This is a genomic window from Mesorhizobium sp. C277A (genome assembly GCF_040324395.1).
GTDB lineage: Bacteria > Pseudomonadota > Alphaproteobacteria > Rhizobiales > Rhizobiaceae > Mesorhizobium.
On record NZ_JAMYVW010000002.1, the window covers coordinates 1,858,291 to 1,875,860 of the forward strand.

The following is a 17,570-nucleotide window of genomic DNA, read 5'->3' on the forward strand; positions in this document are numbered from 1 at the left end:
AGGCAGTAGGCAGTAGGCAGTAGGCAGTAGGCAGTAGAGGGACAAGAAATGCCATATTCCACAGAGAATCAAATGCTTACTAATCCCTACTCACTATTCCCTACTCACTAGTCCGAAGGGTCTTGCCATGCTTCTCGGCCGCACCGCCAACGGGCTCTACTGGATGAACCGTTATATCGAGCGGGCGGAAAACATGGCGCGTCTGGTCGATGCCGGCCTTCGCATGGCGCTGACCCGCACCCAGAGCGCGTCGGAAGAGTGGAATTCGGTGCTGCTCAGCGCCGGCTCCGACGTCACCTTCACGCAGAAATACAAGGACTACACCGCCGCCAATGTCGCCGACTTCCTGCTGCGCGACACCTCGAACCCGTCGAGCACGATGTCGGCGATCGAGACCGCTCGCAACAATGCCCGCATGGTGCGCACCGCGCTGACGCGCGAGACCTGGGAGAGCATCAACGAAGCCTGGATGGCCCTGAAGCGCATGCTGGCAAAGCCGATCGACGAGCGCGACCTGCCGAGTGTGCTCGACGCCATCAAACGCGAGACGGCGCTGATCCGCGGCTCGTTCTACGGCACGATGCTGCGCAACGAGATCTTCGACTTCTCACAACTCGGCACCTATGTCGAGCGGGCCGACAACACGGCACGCATCCTCGACGTGAAATACTACGTGCTGCTGCCGTCGATCTCCTGGGTCGGCTCGAGCCTCGACAACTACCAATGGGAATCGATCCTGCGCTCGGTGTCGGCGCACCGTTCCTATCGCTGGGTCTATGAGGCCGACTACAAACCGACCAACATTGCCGACTATCTGATCCTCAATGTGCGCATGCCGCGCTCGCTGACCTTCTGTTATCGTTTTCTCGCCGAGCATCTGAAGTTCCTCGGCGACGATTATGGCGACCGTCATGCCTGCCACGCCACCGTCGACAGGACACAGGCGATGCTGCAGGCAGGGTCGATCAAGGACATATTCGACACCGGCCTGCACGAATTCCTGGCCAGATTCATTCAAGACAACACCAAGCTTGGCGAAGAGATCGCACAAGATTACCGGTTCAATTGAGCATGATCGCGAACCGGAGGACCGCGCTAGCGACAAGTGAGACCCGGTTTTCGGATAAGATCATGCTTACAAACGGAAAATAGGCATGCGGCTCAAGATCACCCACCGTACCGAATACCGCTACGACGCGCCGGTGCACTATCTGTTGCAGCGGCTACGCCTGTTACCGGTCAGTGGCCCGACGCAGACCGTGCTGTCCTGGGCGCTGAAGATCGAGGGCGCGCGCGAGGAAGTCCGCTTTAACGACCATTTCGGCAACGATAACAGGCTGTTGAGCGTCGAGGGCGAGCGCGACTTCATCACCGTCGAGGCCTCCGGCGAGGTTGTCACGCGCGACACAGCGGGCGTCTCGGGTCCGCATCAAGGCTTTGCGCCGCTGTGGCTGTTCAGCCAGGAGACAGCTTTGACCATCCCGGGCGAGGGCATAAGCGAGCTTGCCGCGGCGGTCGGCAAAGGTACCGACATCGAAAGGCTGCATCGGCTGATGGCGCTGATCGTCGAGCGCGTCGCCTACACGCCGGGCACCACCAGCGTGACGACCCCGGCGGAAGAGGCATTGGCGCTGAAGACCGGCGTTTGCCAGGATCACAGTCACATCTTTGTCACCGCAGCCCGCGTCATGGGTTTTCCGGCCCGCTATGTCAGTGGCTATCTGATGGTGGATGCGGCGATCGAGCAGGCGGCAAGCCATGCCTGGGCCGAAGCCCATGTTCAGGGTCTCGGCTGGGTCGCCTTCGACGCCGCCAACGGCATTTCCCCCGATGAACGCTATGTCAGGGTAGCCACCGGCCGTGATTATCGCGACGCCTCGCCGGTGTCGGGAATTCGACTGGGACAGGCGGAGGAACAGCTTGCAGTCACCGTCACGGTAGAGCAGTAGTCTCCGGCAAGATTGCTGCCTGAAGAGATTCCATGACTTATTGCGTCGGCCTCAAGATCGATCGTGGGCTCGTGTTCATGTCGGACACGCGCACCAATGCCGGGATGGATTCGATCTCTACTTTCAAGAAGATGCATGTCTGGGAAGAGCCAGGCGAGCGCGTCATCGTACTGATGTCGGCCGGCAATCTGGCCACGACGCAGGCCGTGGTCAGCCTGCTCGACGAGCGCACCAAGGCGGTGGCGGAACGCCACGCGACGCTGCTCGAGACCCCATCCATGTACCAGACGGTGCGGCTGGTCGGCGACACCGTCAAGGAAGTCATCGCCAGCTCGTCGCCTGCCGGCGAAAAGGCGGATTCCTATTTCAACGCCTCCTTCATCCTCGGCGGCCAGATCAAGGGCAGCCCACCACGGCTGTTCATGATCTATCCCGAGGGCAATTTCATCGAATCGACCGACGACACGCCGTTCTTCCAGATCGGCGAGACCAAATACGGCAAGCCGATCATCATCCGTGCCTATGAAAGGACGATGAGCCTGGCTGAAACGGTCAAGCTCTTGCTGGTATCGTTCGATTCGACGCTGAAATCGAACCTGTCCGTCGGCCTGCCTCTCGACCTGCTGTTCCTGGAGGAGGACACGTTCACGGTGGGTTTGAAAAAGCGCATCGGCCAGGACGATCGATATTATCGTGCTATTTCCGAAGGCTGGTCGAACGCGTTGAAGACGGCCTTTGCCAGCCTGCCGGATTTTCCGGGGTAGCGCGGGAACCTTCGTCGCGGTTGCCTGTCTCTATTTAACATGTTAATAAAAATTCAAACGGCTGGCTGATCGGCGCGTCGGGAGGATCCATGGACAACGAGCAATTCCGCGACTGGTCGACGCGCGCCGCCGACTGGGGCGCTGATTACCGCGCCGGCCTTCGCGATCGGCCCGTACGACCTGCCATAGCGCCGGGCGAGATCTTCAGGAGCATCGAAGCTTCTCCGCCGGAGGCCGCGGAATCGATGGAGACGATCTTCGCCGATTTCGAAGCCAAGATCGTGCCCGGCATGACGCATTGGCAGCATCCGCGTTTCTTTGCTTATTTCCCGGCCAATGCAGCACCCGTCTCGGTGGTGGCCGAATATCTGGTCTCTGCGATGGCCGCGCAGTGCATGCTGTGGCAGACCTCGCCGGCGGCGACAGAGCTTGAGACACGCATCGTCGACTGGATGCGCCAGGCGCTCGGCCTGCCCGAGGGCTTTTCCGGCGTCATCCAGGATTCGGCGTCGTCGGCGACGCTGGCCGCCGTGCTGACCATGCGCGAGCGCACGCTCGACTGGCAGGGCAACAAGAAGGGCCTTTCCGGGCAGGGCAGGCTGCGCGTCTATTCCTCCGACCAGGTGCACACCTCGATCGACCGCGCCATCTGGGTCGCCGGCATTGGCGAGGACAACCTCGTCCGCATTCCCGTCGCCGGCACCTACCGCGCCATGGATACCGCGGCTTTGGAAGCGGCGATTGTTGCCGACCGCGCGGCCGGCCTATTGCCGGCCGGCATCATCGCGTGCGTCGGCGGCACCAGCACCGGCGGCACCGACGACATCGCTGAAGTGGCCGCGGTGGCCAAACGCCAGGGGCTCTATCTGCATATCGACGCCGCCTGGGCCGGATCGGCGATGATCTGTCCGGAATACCGGCATTTCTGGACCGGTGTCGAGGGCGCGGACTCGATCGTCTTCAACCCGCACAAATGGCTGGGCGCGCAATTCGACTGCTCGATCCAGTTCGTCCGCCAGCCGGAGGATCTCGTGCGCACGCTGGCGATCAAGCCGGACTATCTGAAAACTCGCGGCCATGACGGCATCATCAACTACTCCGAATGGTCGGTGCCTCTCGGCCGTCGCTTCCGGGCGCTGAAGCTGTGGTTCCTGCTGCGCGCCCATGGCCTCGAGGCGCTGCGCACCATGATCCGCAATCACGTCGCCTGGAGCGAAGGCATAGCAGCGCGCCTGGCCGAGGAGGAGGATTTCGAGCTCGCCAGCCAGCCGATGCTGTCGCTGTTCTCGTTCCGGCATCGCGCCGCATCCGGCGCTGACTGCGACGAGCACAATCTGCGTCTGGTCGACGCCATCAACAATGACGGCCGTATCTACCTGACGCAGACGCGTGTCGATGGGCGGGTCGCCATCCGCTTCCAGGCAGGCCAGTTCGAGACAACCGCGGCCGATGTCGATACCGCCTTCACTGTCATCTGCGAGTGTGCAAGATCCCCGAAGGACTGACAGGATTGCCCGGGTGGTTGCCGCCGCCGGGGCAAGCCAGCAAGGACCTGCGAGCAAGCATATGGCCGGAAGGGCTGAAGGGGTTAGCCAGAATCTGACGGGCGTCTGGAGCGGGCGCTATTTCTATCCGCGCGAACTGCCGCCGGTTTCCTTCGTTGCAACGCTGATCGAAACGGCAACCAGCTTGACGGGCATGACCCACGAACCGGCGGCGACCAGCACGGCAAGATACGCAAGCCTGCAGGGGCAGCGAGAGGGCAACGCCGTCTCCTTTACCAAGACATACGACAAGGCCCAATTGAAGGCGCACCCGATTCACTACAGCGGCATCATCAACGGTGATGCAACCGAGATCAAAGGCACTTGGCGAATCCCGGGATACTGGTCCGGCAATTTCCTGATGATCCGCTCGCCAGGTAAAGTCGCGGCTGTCACCCGCAAGGTGGCGGAGCGGGTCTGAGCCGTATCTGCCCGGTTCGCCTTTGCAATCATCGATATTTCATTAGCCGGCGTCTCCCTTTTCATTGCTTTCGTTTTCAGCTACAAACAAGAAAAACGAAAACGGGAGGTTCTCAGTGTATTTGTCGCCGCGCCATGCCGAAATCATCCAGATGGCGAAGGACCATGGCCGTGTGCTGGTCGATGACCTCGCCACGCATTTCAACGTGACGCCACAGACCATCCGCAAGGACCTCAACGATCTCTGCGACCAGCGGCTGCTGACGCGCATCCATGGCGGGGCCCTGTTCCCGTCCGGCATCGAGAACATGGAGTATGAGGCGCGCCGCAAGATTGCCGCCGACGAGAAGGAGGCGATCGGCCGCGCGGCGGCCAGGCTGATACCCGACAACGCCTCCCTGTTCATCAACATCGGCACCACGACCGAGTCGGTCAGCAAGGCGCTGCTCGACCATACCGGGCTGATGGTCATCACCAATAATATCAATGTTGCCAACAGGATGCGCATCTATCCTTCGATCGAGGTGGTAATCGCCGGCGGCGTCGTGCGTGGCTCCGACGGCGGCGTTGTCGGCGAGGCCGCGGTCGATTTCATCAGGCAGTTCAAGGTCGACTATGCGGTGATCGGCGCCTCGGCCATCGACCATGACGGCGCGTTGCTCGATTTCGACTTTCGCGAAGTGAAAGTGGCGCAAGCCATTATCGCCAATGCCAGGCATGTCATCCTGGTCTCCGACCAGACCAAGTTCGAACGCACCGCGCCGGTTCGCATCGGCCATCTCTCGCAAGTCAACACCTTCATCACCGACCGTTGCGACATCCCGTCGGTGCGTAAGATCTGCGAGGAAGCGGAGGTTCAATTGATCGAAACGTCGCTCGGCTAGGCTATCGATCACGGTCCCGTTACATTTCGTTTGACATTCGTTCTTATTTCGAAATAATCCCGATACGGTTTCGTAACAACTCAAAAATGCTGCAATGCGAAATCGCGGGAGGGATTTGTGGACGCAGTCCGTGACATCTTCGTCATCGGTGGCGGCATCAATGGCTGCGGCATCGCCCGCGACGCCGTTGGGCGGGGCTTTTCGGTATTTCTCGCCGAGATGAACGACCTCGCCAGCGGAACCTCCTCCGGTTCGACCAAGCTGATCCATGGTGGCCTGCGCTACCTCGAATTCTACGAGTTCCGGCTTGTGCGCGAGGCGCTGATGGAGCGCGAGGTTCTGTGGAAGAACGCGCCGCACATCATCTGGCCGATGCGCTTCGTGCTGCCCTATGCCAAGGGCCTGCGCCCGGCCTGGCTGATCCGGCTCGGCCTGTTCCTCTACGATCATATTGGTGGCCGCAAATTGCTGCCGGCTACCCGGACACTGGACATGTCCAAGGATCCGGCCGGCAAGCCGCTGAAGCCGCTGTTTCACAAGGCTTTCGAGTACTCGGACGGCTGGGTCAACGATGCCCGGCTGGTGGCGTTGAACGCGCGTGACGCCGCCGACCGCGGCGCCACCATCCGCACCCGCACGAAAGTCGTCGGGGCGCGGCGCGAAGGCGATCTGTGGGCGATCCGCGTGGAAGACGTGCAGACGGGAGAGGCAGAGGAGGTCAAGGCCCGGCTGCTGGTCAATGCCGCCGGTCCGTGGGTCGACCACGTCCTGTCGACCACTGTGGGCCAGAACGACGTGCACAATGTGCGCCTGGTGCAGGGCAGTCATATCGTCATCAAAAAGAAGTTCGATGATCCGCGCGCCTACTTCTTCCAGAACAAGGACGGGCGCATCATCTTCGCCATTCCCTACGAGGAAGAATTTACGCTGATCGGCACCACCGATCGCGACTATCCCGGCGATCCGCATGACGTGAAGATCAGCGACACCGAGATCGACTATCTCTGCGCGGCGGCGAGCGAATATTTTGCTGAAGCCGTGACGCGCCCCGACATCGTCTGGACCTATTCGGCCGTGCGCCCGCTCTACGACGACGGCGCTTCGAAGGCGCAGGAAGCGACCCGCGACTATGTGCTGAAAGCCGATGGCGGCGGGGGCAAGGCGCCGATCGTCAACGCTTTCGGCGGCAAGATCACCACCTACCGCCGGTTGTCGGAATCGATGCTGGAAAAGGTCGAAGGTTTTCTCGGCAAGCGCGGTAAGCCGTGGACGGCGAACGCGCCCTTGCCGGGCGGCGATTTCCCGGCCACCGGTTTCGACGTCCAGGTGGCGAAGCTGAAGAGCGCCTTTCCTTTCATCGACCAGCGCCTGGCGCGTCGGTTGACCCGGCTTTACGGCACGCGCGCGCAAGTGCTGCTCGGCCTCGCCAAGTCGAACGCCGATCTCGGCCGCAATTTCGGCGCCGATCTCTATGAGGCCGAGGTACGCTACCTCAGCGAAAACGAATGGGCGCTGACCGCCGAAGATGTATTGTGGCGTCGCACCAAGCGCGGTCTGCATCTCAGCCGGGAACAGGCGTCGGCGCTTGACGAATTCATGCGCGGCATCAGCCGGCGCCATGTCGCGGCAGCGGAATAGGGAAGGCGATTGATGCACAAAGCCTGGGAGGAGGCATCATGCTGGAACTGAGAAACGTGACGAAGATGGTCGGCGCGGTGGAGCATATCCGCGACGTGTCGCTGACGCTTCAGCACGGCTCGCTCAACGTTTTGCTCGGGCCGACACTGTCGGGCAAGACAAGTCTGATGCGGCTGATGGCCGGGCTCGACGTGCCGACCACCGGTTCAGTCTGGTTCGACGGCCAGAATGTCACCGGCATGCCGGTGCAGCAGCGCAAGATCGCCATGGTCTATCAGCAGTTCATCAACTACCCCGCGATGACCGTCTACGAGAACATCGCCTCGCCGTTGCGCGTCGCCGGCACCGACCAGGCCAAGATCGACAAGGAAGTCCGCAACGCGGCAGGGCTTCTGAAGCTCACACCCTATCTCGACCGCACGCCGCTCAGCCTGTCCGGCGGACAGCAGCAGCGTACGGCGCTGGCCCGCGCCATCGTCAAGAATGCCAGCCTGGTGCTGCTCGACGAGCCGCTCGCCAATCTCGACTACAAATTGCGCGAGGAGCTGCGCGCCGAACTGCCCAAGATATTTGCCGCCGCCGGCACCATTTTCGTCTACGCCACGACTGAGCCGCATGAAGCCTTGCTGCTCGGCGGCAATACGGCGACGCTGTCCGAGGGGCGGATCACCCAATTCGGGCCGACCATCGACGTCTTCCGCAAGCCGATCGACCTGGTGACGGCGAAAACCTTTGCCGATCCGCCGCTCAACACCATCGTGCTGGCCAAGAAGGGCCCGGATTTCCTGCTCGAGGGCGGCGTCAAGCTGCCGGTACCGGCAGAACTCGCCGGCATTGCCGACGCCAACTACACGATCGGCTTCCAGCCGCATCATCTGTCGCTCGAGCGGCCCAACGCTGCCGCGGTGCCGGTGCGCGCCAAGGTGACGATCACCGAGATCACCGGCTCGGAAAGCTTCATCCATCTCGATTTTGCCGATGCGCGCTGGGTCATGCTGACCCACGGCATCCGCGATTTCGAGCCCGACGCCGAGATCGAGGTGTTTATCGATCCGCGCCACATCATGGTCTTCGACAGCAACGGCAGCGCCGTCGCCGCGCCGAAGCTTGCGGCCTGAGGGGGGAAGAGATGGCGCGCATCGACGTCAACCATGTCAGGCACTCCTACCTGCCCAACCCGCAGAAGGATGCCGATTTTGCGCTGCGGGAAGTGCACCACACTTTCGAGGATGGCGGCGCCTATGCGCTGCTTGGGCCTTCGGGTTGCGGCAAGACCACGCTGCTCAACATCATTTCGGGACTTCTGCACCCCTCGCACGGTGAGTTGCTGTTCAACGGCAAGGACGTCACCAATCTGTCGACGCAGGAGCGCAACATCGCGCAGGTGTTCCAGTTCCCGGTCATCTACGACACCATGACCGTCTACGACAATCTGGCCTTCCCGCTGCGCAACCGCGGCGTGCCGGAGGCCGATGTCGACCGCAAGGTGCGGGAGACGCTGGAGATGATCGACCTGGAGTCGTGGGCGAAGAAGAAGGCGAGGGGCCTGACCGCCGACCAGAAGCAGAAGATCTCGCTCGGCCGCGGCCTGGTGCGCTCGGATGTCAATGCCATCCTGTTCGACGAACCGCTGACGGTTATCGATCCGCACATGAAGTGGGTGCTGCGCTCGCAGTTGAAGCAACTGCACCGCCGCTTCGGCTACACCATGGTCTATGTCACCCATGACCAGACCGAGGCGCTGACCTTCGCCGACCAGGTCGTCGTCATGTATGATGGCGGCATCGTCCAGATCGGCACGCCGGCCGAATTGTTCGAGCGCCCGCGCCACACATTCGTCGGTTACTTCATCGGCTCGCCCGGCATGAACGTCATGCCGGTGGCGATCGACGGCAAGACCGCGACCATTGGCAGCCAGCGGATCGAGCTGCCCGGCGCGCCAAAGACCGCCGCTGGGAGCTCCGGCGCCATCGAACTCGGCATCCGCCCCGAATATGTCAGGCTCGGCCGTGACGGCATGGCGGTTAAAATCAGCAAGGTCGAGGATCTCGGCCGCCACAAGGTGGTGCGCGCCAGCCTCGAAGGCCGCGAGATCGCTGCCGTCATCGGCGAGGACGAGAGCGTGCCGGCCGACCCAAAGGTTCGTTTCGATCCGGCCGGCATCAACATCTATGCCGATTCCTGGCTGGTTGAGATGGGGCGTGTCGAGATGGGGGCATAGATGGAAAAGACCTGGAACAACAAGGCCTGGTTCCTGGTGCTTCCGGTGCTGGTGCTGGTGGCGTTCTCGGCCGTCATTCCGCTGATGACGGTCGTCAACTATTCGGTGCAGGACACCTTCGGCAACAACGTCTTCTTCTGGGCAGGCACCCAGTGGTTCGAGGAACTGCTGTCGTCCAGCCGCTTCTGGGAAGCGATGGTGCGCAACCTGATCTTCTCCTTCATCATTCTGGCCATCGAAGTGCCGCTCGGCATATTCATCGCGCTCAACATGCCGAAGAAGGGCTGGGGCGTGCCGGTCTGCCTAGTGCTTATGTCGTTGCCGCTGCTCATTCCGTGGAACGTCGTCGGCACCATCTGGCAGGTCTTCGGCCGCAACGACATCGGCCTGCTCGGCTACTACGTCAACGCGCTCGGCATCGACTACAATTACGTTCAGGATCCGTTCGACGCCTGGGTCACCATCATCATCATGGACGTCTGGCACTGGACCAGCCTTGTCGTGCTGCTCTGCTATGCCGGCCTGGTTTCGATCCCGGATGCCTTCTACCAGGCGGCCAAGATCGACGGCGCCTCGCGCTGGGCGGTGTTCCGTTATATCCAGCTGCCGAAGATGCAGCGTGTGCTTTTGATCGCCGTGCTGTTGCGCTTCATGGATAGCTTCATGATCTACACCGAGCCCTTCGTCGTCACCGGCGGCGGCCCCGGCAACTCGACCACCTTCCTGTCGATCGACCTCGTCAAGACCGCGCTCGGCCAGTTCGACCTCGGTCCGGCGGCCGCCATGTCGCTGGTCTACTTCCTGATCATCCTGTTGTTGTCGTGGGTGTTCTACACCGTGATGACCAACTACGACGCGGAGCGCTGAGATGAGCGGCGCCAACGAAAGAGCCGACAGAGTGAGCGAAACCACCGCTTCGGGAAAATTGGCGAGCACGCTTTCGCAGGATCAGGTCGCCCGGCTGATGCGCAAGCGCGGCGAGGAATCGCGCTGGTGGTGGATCGTGCCGACGATCTACATCATCGTGCTTCTGCTGCCGATCTACTGGCTCATCAACATGAGCTTCAAGACCAATGCCGAGATCGTCTCCTCGCTGACGCTCTATCCGCATCAGCCTACGATCGCCAACTACGTCACTATCTTCACCGATGCGTCCTGGTATTCGGGCTACATCAACTCGATCACCTATGTTGTCATGAACATGGTGATTTCCGTGGCTGCGGCGCTGCCGGCGGCCTACGCCTTTTCGCGCTACCGCTTCCTCGGCGACAAGCATCTGTTCTTCTGGCTGCTGACCAACCGCATGGCGCCGCCGGCAGTGTTCGCGCTGCCGTTCTTCCAGCTCTATTCGGCTTTCGGCCTGATCGACACCCACATCGCTGTGGCGCTGGCGCACTGCCTGTTCAACGTGCCGCTGGCGGTGTGGATCCTCGAAGGCTTCATGTCGGGCGTGCCCAAAGAGATCGACGAAACAGCCTATATCGACGGCTACTCCTTCCCGCGCTTCTTCGTCAGGATATTCATGCCGCTGATCGCCAGTGGCATCGGTGTCGCCTGCTTCTTCTGCTTCATGTTCTCATGGGTCGAGCTTTTGATCGCTCGCACGCTGACGACCACCGATGCCAAGCCCATCGCCGCCACCATGACCCGCACCGTTTCGGCCGCCGGCATGGATTGGGGCCTGCTCGCTGCCGCCGGCGTGCTGACGCTGATCCCCGGCGCGCTCGTCATCTGGTTTGTCCGCAACTACATCGCCAAGGGCTTCGCCCTGGGGAGGGTGTGATGAAACAAAAGCACGGGTTCACCCTCACCACCACCGCCAAGGGCTTTGCCCTGGGGAGGGTGTCACCATGAATCTCGACCTCACCTGGATGGCGTGGACGTGGCCGACGGCGGCGTTCTTCGGCACCATTCTTCTGCTGCTGTGTGGCATGGCGTTTTGGGAATTTGCCTCGCCGGGCGGCAATCCGCGCGCCGGCATCCTGCGCTTCGAGACGACGCGCGGCGACCGTCTTTTTCTGTCGCTGCTTGGCAGCGCCTTTATCCATCTCGCTTGGCTGGGTCTTGTCGGATCCAACCTGTGGTGGGCTCTCGCTCTCTCCGTGGTCTACGCCGTCGGCGTGTTCCGCTACGTATAGAGGGGGAAACTGTTGGATCGACCGCGTGCCGGCGGCCGTTCCAGATCGCACTTGAAACCTAAATGTGGAGGAAACCTATGCGACGGCAATTTTTAACATCAACAACTGCCCTTGTCCTGTTGCTCGGGGTAGGCAACGCCTACGCCGGAATGGATGAGGCCAAGGCGTTTCTGGACAAGGAAATCGGCCCGCTGTCGACGCTCGACCGCGCCGGCCAGGAAGCAGAAATGCAGTGGTTCATCGATGCCGCGAAGCCTTTCGCCGGCATGGACATCAAGGTCGTGTCCGAAACCATCGCCACCCACCAGTATGAATCGCAGGTGCTGGCGCCGGCCTTTACCGCCATCACTGGCATCAAGATCACGCATGACGTCATCCAGGAAGGCGACGTCGTCGAGAAGATCCAGACCCAGATGCAGACCGGCCAGAACCTTTATGACGGCTGGGTCAACGATTCCGACCTGATCGGCACCCACTGGCGCTACCAGCAGGTCCGCAACCTGACCGACTGGATGGCGGGCGAGGGCAAGGACGTTACCAATCCGAACCTCGACCTGAAGGATTTTATCGGCACCTCCTTCACCACCGCGCCGGACAAGAAGCTCTATCAGCTGCCCGACCAGCAGTTCGCCAACCTCTACTGGTTCCGTTACGACTGGTTCAACGACGAGAAGAACAAGGCCGACTTCAAGGCGAAATACGGCTACGACCTCGGCGTTCCCGTGAACTGGTCGGCCTATGAGGACATCGCCGAGTTCTTCACCGGCCGCGAGATCGATGGCAAGAAGGTCTATGGCCACATGGACTATGGCAAGAAGGACCCGTCGCTCGGCTGGCGCTTCACCGACGCCTGGCTGTCGATGGCCGGCAACGGCGACAAGGGCCTGCCGAACGGCCTGCCGGTCGACGAATGGGGCATCAAGGTCAACGAGAAATCACAGCCGGTCGGCTCCTGCACGGCGCGCGGCGGCGACACCAACGGCCCGGCTGCCGTCTACTCGATCCAGAAATACCTCGACTGGCTGAAGGCCTACGCTCCGGCCGAAGCCCAGGGCATGACGTTCTCCGAATCCGGCCCGGTGCCGGCACAGGGTGCGGTCGCGCAGCAGATATTCTGGTACACCGCCTTCACCGCTTCGATGGTCGACGCCGGCGCCAAGGCGGTGCTGAACGAGGACGGTACGCCGAAGTGGCGCATGGCCCCGTCGCCGCATGGCGTCTACTGGAAGGACGGCATGAAGCTCGGCTATCAGGACGTGGGTTCCTGGACGCTGATGAAGTCGACGCCGACCGACCGCGCCAAGGCCGCCTGGCTCTACGCGCAGTTCGTGACCTCGAAGACGGTCGACGTGAAGAAGAGCCATGTCGGCTTGACCTTCATCCGCGAAAGCACGATCCACGACAAGAGCTTCACCGAACGTGCGCCGAAGCTCGGTGGTCTGATCGAGTTCTACCGCTCGCCGGCCCGCGTTCAGTGGTCGCCGACCGGCACCAACGTGCCCGATTATCCGAAGCTGGCACAGCTCTGGTGGCAGGCGATCGGCGATGCCTCGTCCGGCGCCAAGACGGCGCAGGAAGCCATGGACTCGCTCTGCGCCGAGCAGGAAAAAGTCATGACCCGCATCGAGAAGTCGGGCGTCCAGGGCGATATCGGCCCGAAGATGGCCGAAGAGCATGACCTCGCCTACTGGAACGCCGACGCGGTCAAGAACGGCAATCTCGCGCCTCAGCTGAAGATCGAAAACGAGAAGGAAAAGCCGATCACCATCAACTACGACGAACTGGTGAAGAGCTGGCAGAAGTAATCTTGGCGTACGCGCCAGGATCATAGTGAACGGGGAGGCGGCATCTTGCCGTCTCCCCTGTTTGTATAGGCGAGCTACCGGGAGGACTAATGACCGGATACATCCTTGCAATCGACCAGGGTACGACATCGACCAGGGCGATCCTGTTCGACGGCGCGATGAAGGTCGCCGGCAGCAAGCAGCAGGAATTCACGCAGCATTATCCTGCCTCCGGCTGGGTCGAGCATGATCCGGAAGAGATCTGGGCAAGCGTCGTCGCGACGGTCAAAGGCGCGCTGAAGGCCGCCGGCCGCGAGGCCTCGGATGTGGCGGCGATCGGCATCACCAACCAGCGCGAAACCGTCGTCATCTGGGACAAGGCGACTGGCAAGCCGATCCACAATGCCATCGTCTGGCAGGACCGCCGCACCGCGCCGCTGTGCCAGAAGCTGAAAAAACACGGCCTGGAGAAAAAGTTCACCAAAAAGACCGGCCTTCTGCTCGATCCCTATTTCTCCGGCACCAAGATCGCCTGGATGCTGGACAAGGTAAAAGGTGCGAGAAAGCGCGCCGAAAAGGGCGAACTGCTCGCCGGCACCATCGACAGTTTTTTGATCTGGCGGCTGACCGGCGGCAAGGTGCATGCGACGGATGCCACCAACGCCTCGCGCACGCTGGTCTACAACATCGAGAAAAATGTCTGGGACGACGAGCTGCTCTCCATCCTGCGCATCCCGGTGGCGATGCTGCCTGAGGTCAAGGATTGTGCCGACGACTACGGTGTGACGGAAAAAGGCCTGTTTGGCGCCGAAATCAAAATCCTTGGCGTGGCCGGCGATCAGCACGCAGCGACCATCGGCCAGGCCTGTTTCGAGCCAGGCATGATGAAATCGACCTATGGCACCGGCTGCTTTGCGCTGCTCAACACCGGCGCCGATCTGGTGCGCTCGAAGAACCGGCTGTTGACCACCATCGCCTATCGGCTGAACGGCAAGACTACCTATGCCTTGGAAGGCTCGATCTTCATCGCCGGTGCCGCCGTGCAATGGCTGCGCGACGGCATCAAGGTGATCGGCAAGGCCGAGCATAGCGGCGTTTTGGCGGCAACCGCCGACCCCACGCAGAACGTCTATCTGGTGCCGGCTTTCGTCGGTCTCGGCGCGCCGCATTGGGACGCCGAGGCGCGTGGCGCGATCTTCGGGCTGACGCGCAACTCAGGCCCGGCGGAGTTTGCCCGCGCGGCGCTGGAATCCGTCGCCTACCAGACCCGCGATCTCCTCGACGCAATGCGCAAGGACTGGAAGGGGGCGTCGGCCAAAACCGTGCTTCGCGTCGACGGCGGCATGGTGGCCTCCGACTGGACCATGCAGCGGCTGGCCGATATCCTCGATGCGCCGGTCGATCGCCCGACCATTCTGGAGACGACGGCGCTGGGCGCAGCGTGGCTTGCCGGCTCGAAGGCGGGTGTGTTGCCGAAGGCGAAGGATTTTGCCAGGAGTTGGGCGCTCGAGCGCCGCTTCAAGCCGGACATGGATGCCACGGTGCGCTCGGCAAAGCTCGCGGGCTGGCGCAATGCGGTGCGCCGGACGCTGAGCGCGCGGTAGTAAATCATGGCGGGGGAAGGGGATGAATCCACACTGGTATGGGGCCTGGCGCGACGAGGCTGTCGAACAATTGGATGCAAAGAATGCACGCTTGCAGCAGGAGTTCCGACTCGGCAGTTGGCCTCGCTATGACTATGATCTGACAGAAGGAAAGCTTCTGTTCTCGGACAACGGCATCACCAAGGTCGTCGCCGAAATCCAAATCGCCGGATCGACGAGTGCCAAGGCCAGCAACTGGCTCTGGGCTTGGGCAAATTCAAACCTGCCTGGCGACCTGCTTGCCGACGCAGAGCTGGTTCGGTCTTTCGGACAGGAGCATTCCATTGATGAGCTGGCTCAACCCTATGCGATAGATTTGAACAACGACCTGGAAGTGCTCGGCTGGAAAATGACCGCAGCTGCGGTTCGAATCTGCAACGGCCTCGGCGCATACCGTTCTCCGCGTGGTGAAGGCGGAGCCCTGTATCTGATCTTCAAGAGCGTCAATTGGGCCAGCTAATCCGCCCCGCCCGTACCCAAGCAACCTACGGAAAAGCCCGCGCCGTTGCCGGCGCAGGCTTTTCTACTCAACACTTGGTACCAACTCAGCTCAATAGGGCGAATTGCACTGTTGACGCGGGCCGTAATTGGGCTGGAATGTGTTGTCCGAAGCGCGGTACGACCGATAGCGGTCGTAGCACCACTGCACATGGGCATCGCCGCGGTTGTTCTCGCTGTTGACGATCGCACCGGTGATCAAGGCGCCGGTGGCGAAGGCAGCCAGCGGGAACCAGTAGTCGCCGTGACGGCGATAGCCGCGGTGATATTCGCGATAGCCGCGATGGCCATTCCAATAGCTGCCGCCATCATTGTTGCGCGAGAACTGGCGGCCTACGCGGAAATCGCGATTGCCGGAATTGCGGTTGCCATGGCGCATCCACCGCCAGTTGTCATGACGAGAATCGCCCACATTCACGATGTCGGACGAAGTTGCTGATGACTGGGGCACGAACATCTGGGCGGCATTGGCCGGCATAGCGGCGGCCGCGGCAAACGAAATTGACAGGGTGGTCGCCAGTAGACCCGTTGCGATCTTGTTCATGATCTTCTCCTTGAAGGGTGGTTGACGTCCCTTGTGAGACGAAAACGGCCCGCTCGTGCGATGGTTCCCACCAAAACAGTAAGTTGCTGATTTGTAATGTTTCTCGAATTTGGCGCGTGAGAAAAGGCGCGTTTCGCGCGCCAACAGATCGAAGCGGCGACCACGTTGCGGGAGCGGCTCACCGGGCTGGTGACGACGCAATTTGCGGCGCGTCGGGCGATGGCCGAAACCCCGGTGGAACGGCCATCTTTTTCCGGTTGACCGGTCGCGGCACTCTCCCTATGTTCCGCGCAATTTCGAGGGCGGCCTTTAGAGCCCGCGGGAGCGCGTAGCTCAGCCGGTAGAGCAACTGACTTTTAATCAGTAGGTCTCGGGTTCGAACCCCGACGCGCTCACCAGAAATATTTCGTGCGAAAGTTGCTCCCTATCAGCAGCCCCATCGCCGCCTACAATCGCCGCCCGGTCTTGGTGTCGAACAGATGAGCGCAGGCGCGGTCGATCTCGATGTGCATCTGCTCGCCCTGTTTCAGTGCCAGCCGCTCGCGGAAAAGGCAGGAGATTTCTTCTCCGGCGCAGTCGACCCTGGCAAAGATTTCCGAACCCGTTGCTTCCAGAAGCACGATCGTGCCGGGGATTCCTTTGGCAGTCGTCGCTCGGATGTGTTCGGGGCGGACGCCGTAGATGAGGTCGCCGCCGGGAATGTTGGTCAGGTCGATGCCTTCCGGCAGCGGCAAGATCAGTCCACCGGCGCTGCGGAAAACGCCTTCCTCGACATGGCCGCGAATGAAATTCATGGCCGGCGAGCCGATGAAGCCGGCAACGAAGAGGTTGGCCGGGCGGTCGTAGAGGTCGAGCGGCGCGCCGATCTGCTCGACAAGGCCGTCATGCAGCACGACGATCTTGTCGGCCATGGTCATGGCCTCGATCTGGTCGTGCGTGACGTAGATGGTTGTGGTCCCGAGCCGCTGGTGCAGCGCCTTGATCTCGCCGCGCATCTGCACTCGCAATTTGGCGTCGAGATTGGACAGCGGCTCGTCGAACAGGAACACCTGCGGGTCGCGCACGATGGCGCGGCCCATGGCGACGCGCTGGCGCTGGCCGCCGGAAAGCTGACGCGGATAGCGGTCGAGCAGCTTGTCCAGGCCGAGAATGCTGGCGGCCCTGCCGACGCGGCCGGCGGTGTCGGCCGGATCGGCTTTCTTGATCTTCAGGGCAAAGCCCATATTGTCGGCCACCGTCATATGCGGATAGAGCGCGTAGTTCTGGAACACCATGGCGATATTTCGGTCGCGCGCCCTGAGATTGTTGACGACGCGATCGCCAATGGCGATCCTGCCGCCCGAGATCGTTTCCAGTCCGGCAATCATGCGCAGCAGCGTCGACTTTCCGCAGCCCGACGGCCCGACCAGGATGACGAATTCGCCATCGGAGATGTCGACGCTGACATCGTGGATGATCTTGGCGGCTCCGAAAGCCTTCTGGACGTTGTTGATTGTTACCGATGCCATTGGATTTCTCCCGGAAATGAGTGATGTCGGGCCGT

General features: G+C 61.6%; 17 protein-coding genes and 1 tRNA gene. 16 read left to right on the forward strand and 2 right to left on the reverse strand.

Features of this window, described 5'->3' with window-relative positions:
• Positions 1–127: 127 nt before the first annotated feature.
• The 15 genes from NKK52_RS09295 to NKK52_RS09365 all read left to right on the forward strand — a co-directional run bounded on the left by NKK52_RS09295 (position 128) and on the right by NKK52_RS09365 (position 15,445).
• Positions 128–1,069: an alpha-E domain-containing protein gene (locus tag NKK52_RS09295; RefSeq protein WP_023670965.1), complete on the forward strand. Its 942-nt coding sequence runs from the start codon at positions 128–130 to the stop codon at positions 1,067–1,069.
• An 85-nt stretch (positions 1,070–1,154) separates the two neighbouring features.
• On the forward strand, positions 1,155–1,949 hold the full coding sequence (locus NKK52_RS09300; protein ID WP_023684645.1) for a transglutaminase family protein: 795 nt from the start codon (positions 1,155–1,157) through the stop codon (positions 1,947–1,949).
• A gap of 32 nt (positions 1,950–1,981) precedes the next feature.
• Positions 1,982–2,713 carry a proteasome-type protease gene (locus NKK52_RS09305; protein WP_023684646.1) on the forward strand — a complete coding sequence of 244 codons (732 nt, stop codon included), beginning with the start codon at positions 1,982–1,984 and terminating at the stop codon, positions 2,711–2,713.
• A gap of 89 nt (positions 2,714–2,802) precedes the next feature.
• The gene (locus NKK52_RS09310) at positions 2,803–4,218 is read left to right on the forward strand and encodes a pyridoxal phosphate-dependent decarboxylase family protein (protein WP_023684647.1); all 1,416 of its coding nucleotides are present in this window, start codon (positions 2,803–2,805) and stop codon (positions 4,216–4,218) included.
• A 13-nt stretch (positions 4,219–4,231) separates the two neighbouring features.
• Positions 4,232–4,678, forward strand: a complete 447-nt coding sequence (locus tag NKK52_RS09315; RefSeq protein ID WP_023684648.1) for a hypothetical protein — start codon at positions 4,232–4,234, stop codon at positions 4,676–4,678.
• 115 nt (positions 4,679–4,793) lie between these two features.
• The gene (locus NKK52_RS09320; protein ID WP_023670971.1) at positions 4,794–5,561 is read left to right on the forward strand and encodes a DeoR/GlpR family DNA-binding transcription regulator; all 768 of its coding nucleotides are present in this window, start codon (positions 4,794–4,796) and stop codon (positions 5,559–5,561) included.
• A gap of 117 nt (positions 5,562–5,678) precedes the next feature.
• A complete protein-coding gene (gene glpD, locus NKK52_RS09325; RefSeq protein ID WP_023684649.1) occupies positions 5,679–7,199 on the forward strand; it encodes a glycerol-3-phosphate dehydrogenase in 1,521 nt (506 codons plus the stop codon).
• 38 nt (positions 7,200–7,237) lie between these two features.
• Positions 7,238–8,317: an ABC transporter ATP-binding protein gene (locus NKK52_RS09330; protein WP_023684650.1), complete on the forward strand. Its 1,080-nt coding sequence runs from the start codon at positions 7,238–7,240 to the stop codon at positions 8,315–8,317.
• A gap of 11 nt (positions 8,318–8,328) precedes the next feature.
• Positions 8,329–9,420: an ABC transporter ATP-binding protein gene (locus tag NKK52_RS09335; RefSeq protein ID WP_023684651.1), complete on the forward strand. Its 1,092-nt coding sequence runs from the start codon at positions 8,329–8,331 to the stop codon at positions 9,418–9,420.
• Positions 9,421–10,287 carry a carbohydrate ABC transporter permease gene (locus tag NKK52_RS09340; protein ID WP_023670975.1) on the forward strand — a complete coding sequence of 289 codons (867 nt, stop codon included), beginning with the start codon at positions 9,421–9,423 and terminating at the stop codon, positions 10,285–10,287.
• Between the two features lies 1 nt (position 10,288).
• On the forward strand, positions 10,289–11,203 hold the full coding sequence (locus NKK52_RS09345) for a carbohydrate ABC transporter permease (RefSeq protein ID WP_023670976.1): 915 nt from the start codon (positions 10,289–10,291) through the stop codon (positions 11,201–11,203).
• Between the two features lie 67 nt (positions 11,204–11,270).
• Complete coding sequence (locus NKK52_RS09350; protein ID WP_023684653.1) at positions 11,271–11,558, forward strand: DUF2160 domain-containing protein; 288 nt, start codon at positions 11,271–11,273, stop codon at positions 11,556–11,558.
• Between the two features lie 77 nt (positions 11,559–11,635).
• Complete coding sequence (locus tag NKK52_RS09355; RefSeq protein ID WP_023684654.1) at positions 11,636–13,363, forward strand: ABC transporter substrate-binding protein; 1,728 nt, start codon at positions 11,636–11,638, stop codon at positions 13,361–13,363.
• Between the two features lie 89 nt (positions 13,364–13,452).
• Positions 13,453–14,946 (forward strand): glycerol kinase GlpK, encoded by a 1,494-nt coding sequence (glpK, locus tag NKK52_RS09360; protein ID WP_023684655.1) that lies wholly within the window; start codon positions 13,453–13,455, stop codon positions 14,944–14,946.
• A gap of 22 nt (positions 14,947–14,968) precedes the next feature.
• Entirely contained in the window at positions 14,969–15,445 is a 477-nt protein-coding gene (locus NKK52_RS09365) for a DUF6882 domain-containing protein (protein ID WP_023684656.1), read from the forward strand.
• A 90-nt stretch (positions 15,446–15,535) separates the two neighbouring features.
• Here the strand turns inward: NKK52_RS09365 and NKK52_RS09370 are convergent, their stop codons facing one another.
• Positions 15,536–16,027, reverse strand: coding sequence for a BA14K family protein (locus NKK52_RS09370; RefSeq protein WP_023684657.1), 492 nt, complete (start codon positions 16,025–16,027; stop codon positions 15,536–15,538).
• 322 nt (positions 16,028–16,349) lie between these two features.
• Between NKK52_RS09370 and NKK52_RS09375 the strand changes: the two genes are divergently transcribed.
• Positions 16,350–16,425 (forward strand) — tRNA-Lys (locus tag NKK52_RS09375).
• Positions 16,426–16,473: 48 nt separating this feature from the next.
• Here NKK52_RS09375 and NKK52_RS09380 read toward each other — a convergent pair.
• Entirely contained in the window at positions 16,474–17,535 is a 1,062-nt protein-coding gene (locus NKK52_RS09380) for an ABC transporter ATP-binding protein (protein WP_023684658.1), read from the reverse strand.
• Positions 17,536–17,570: the final 35 nt, after the last annotated feature.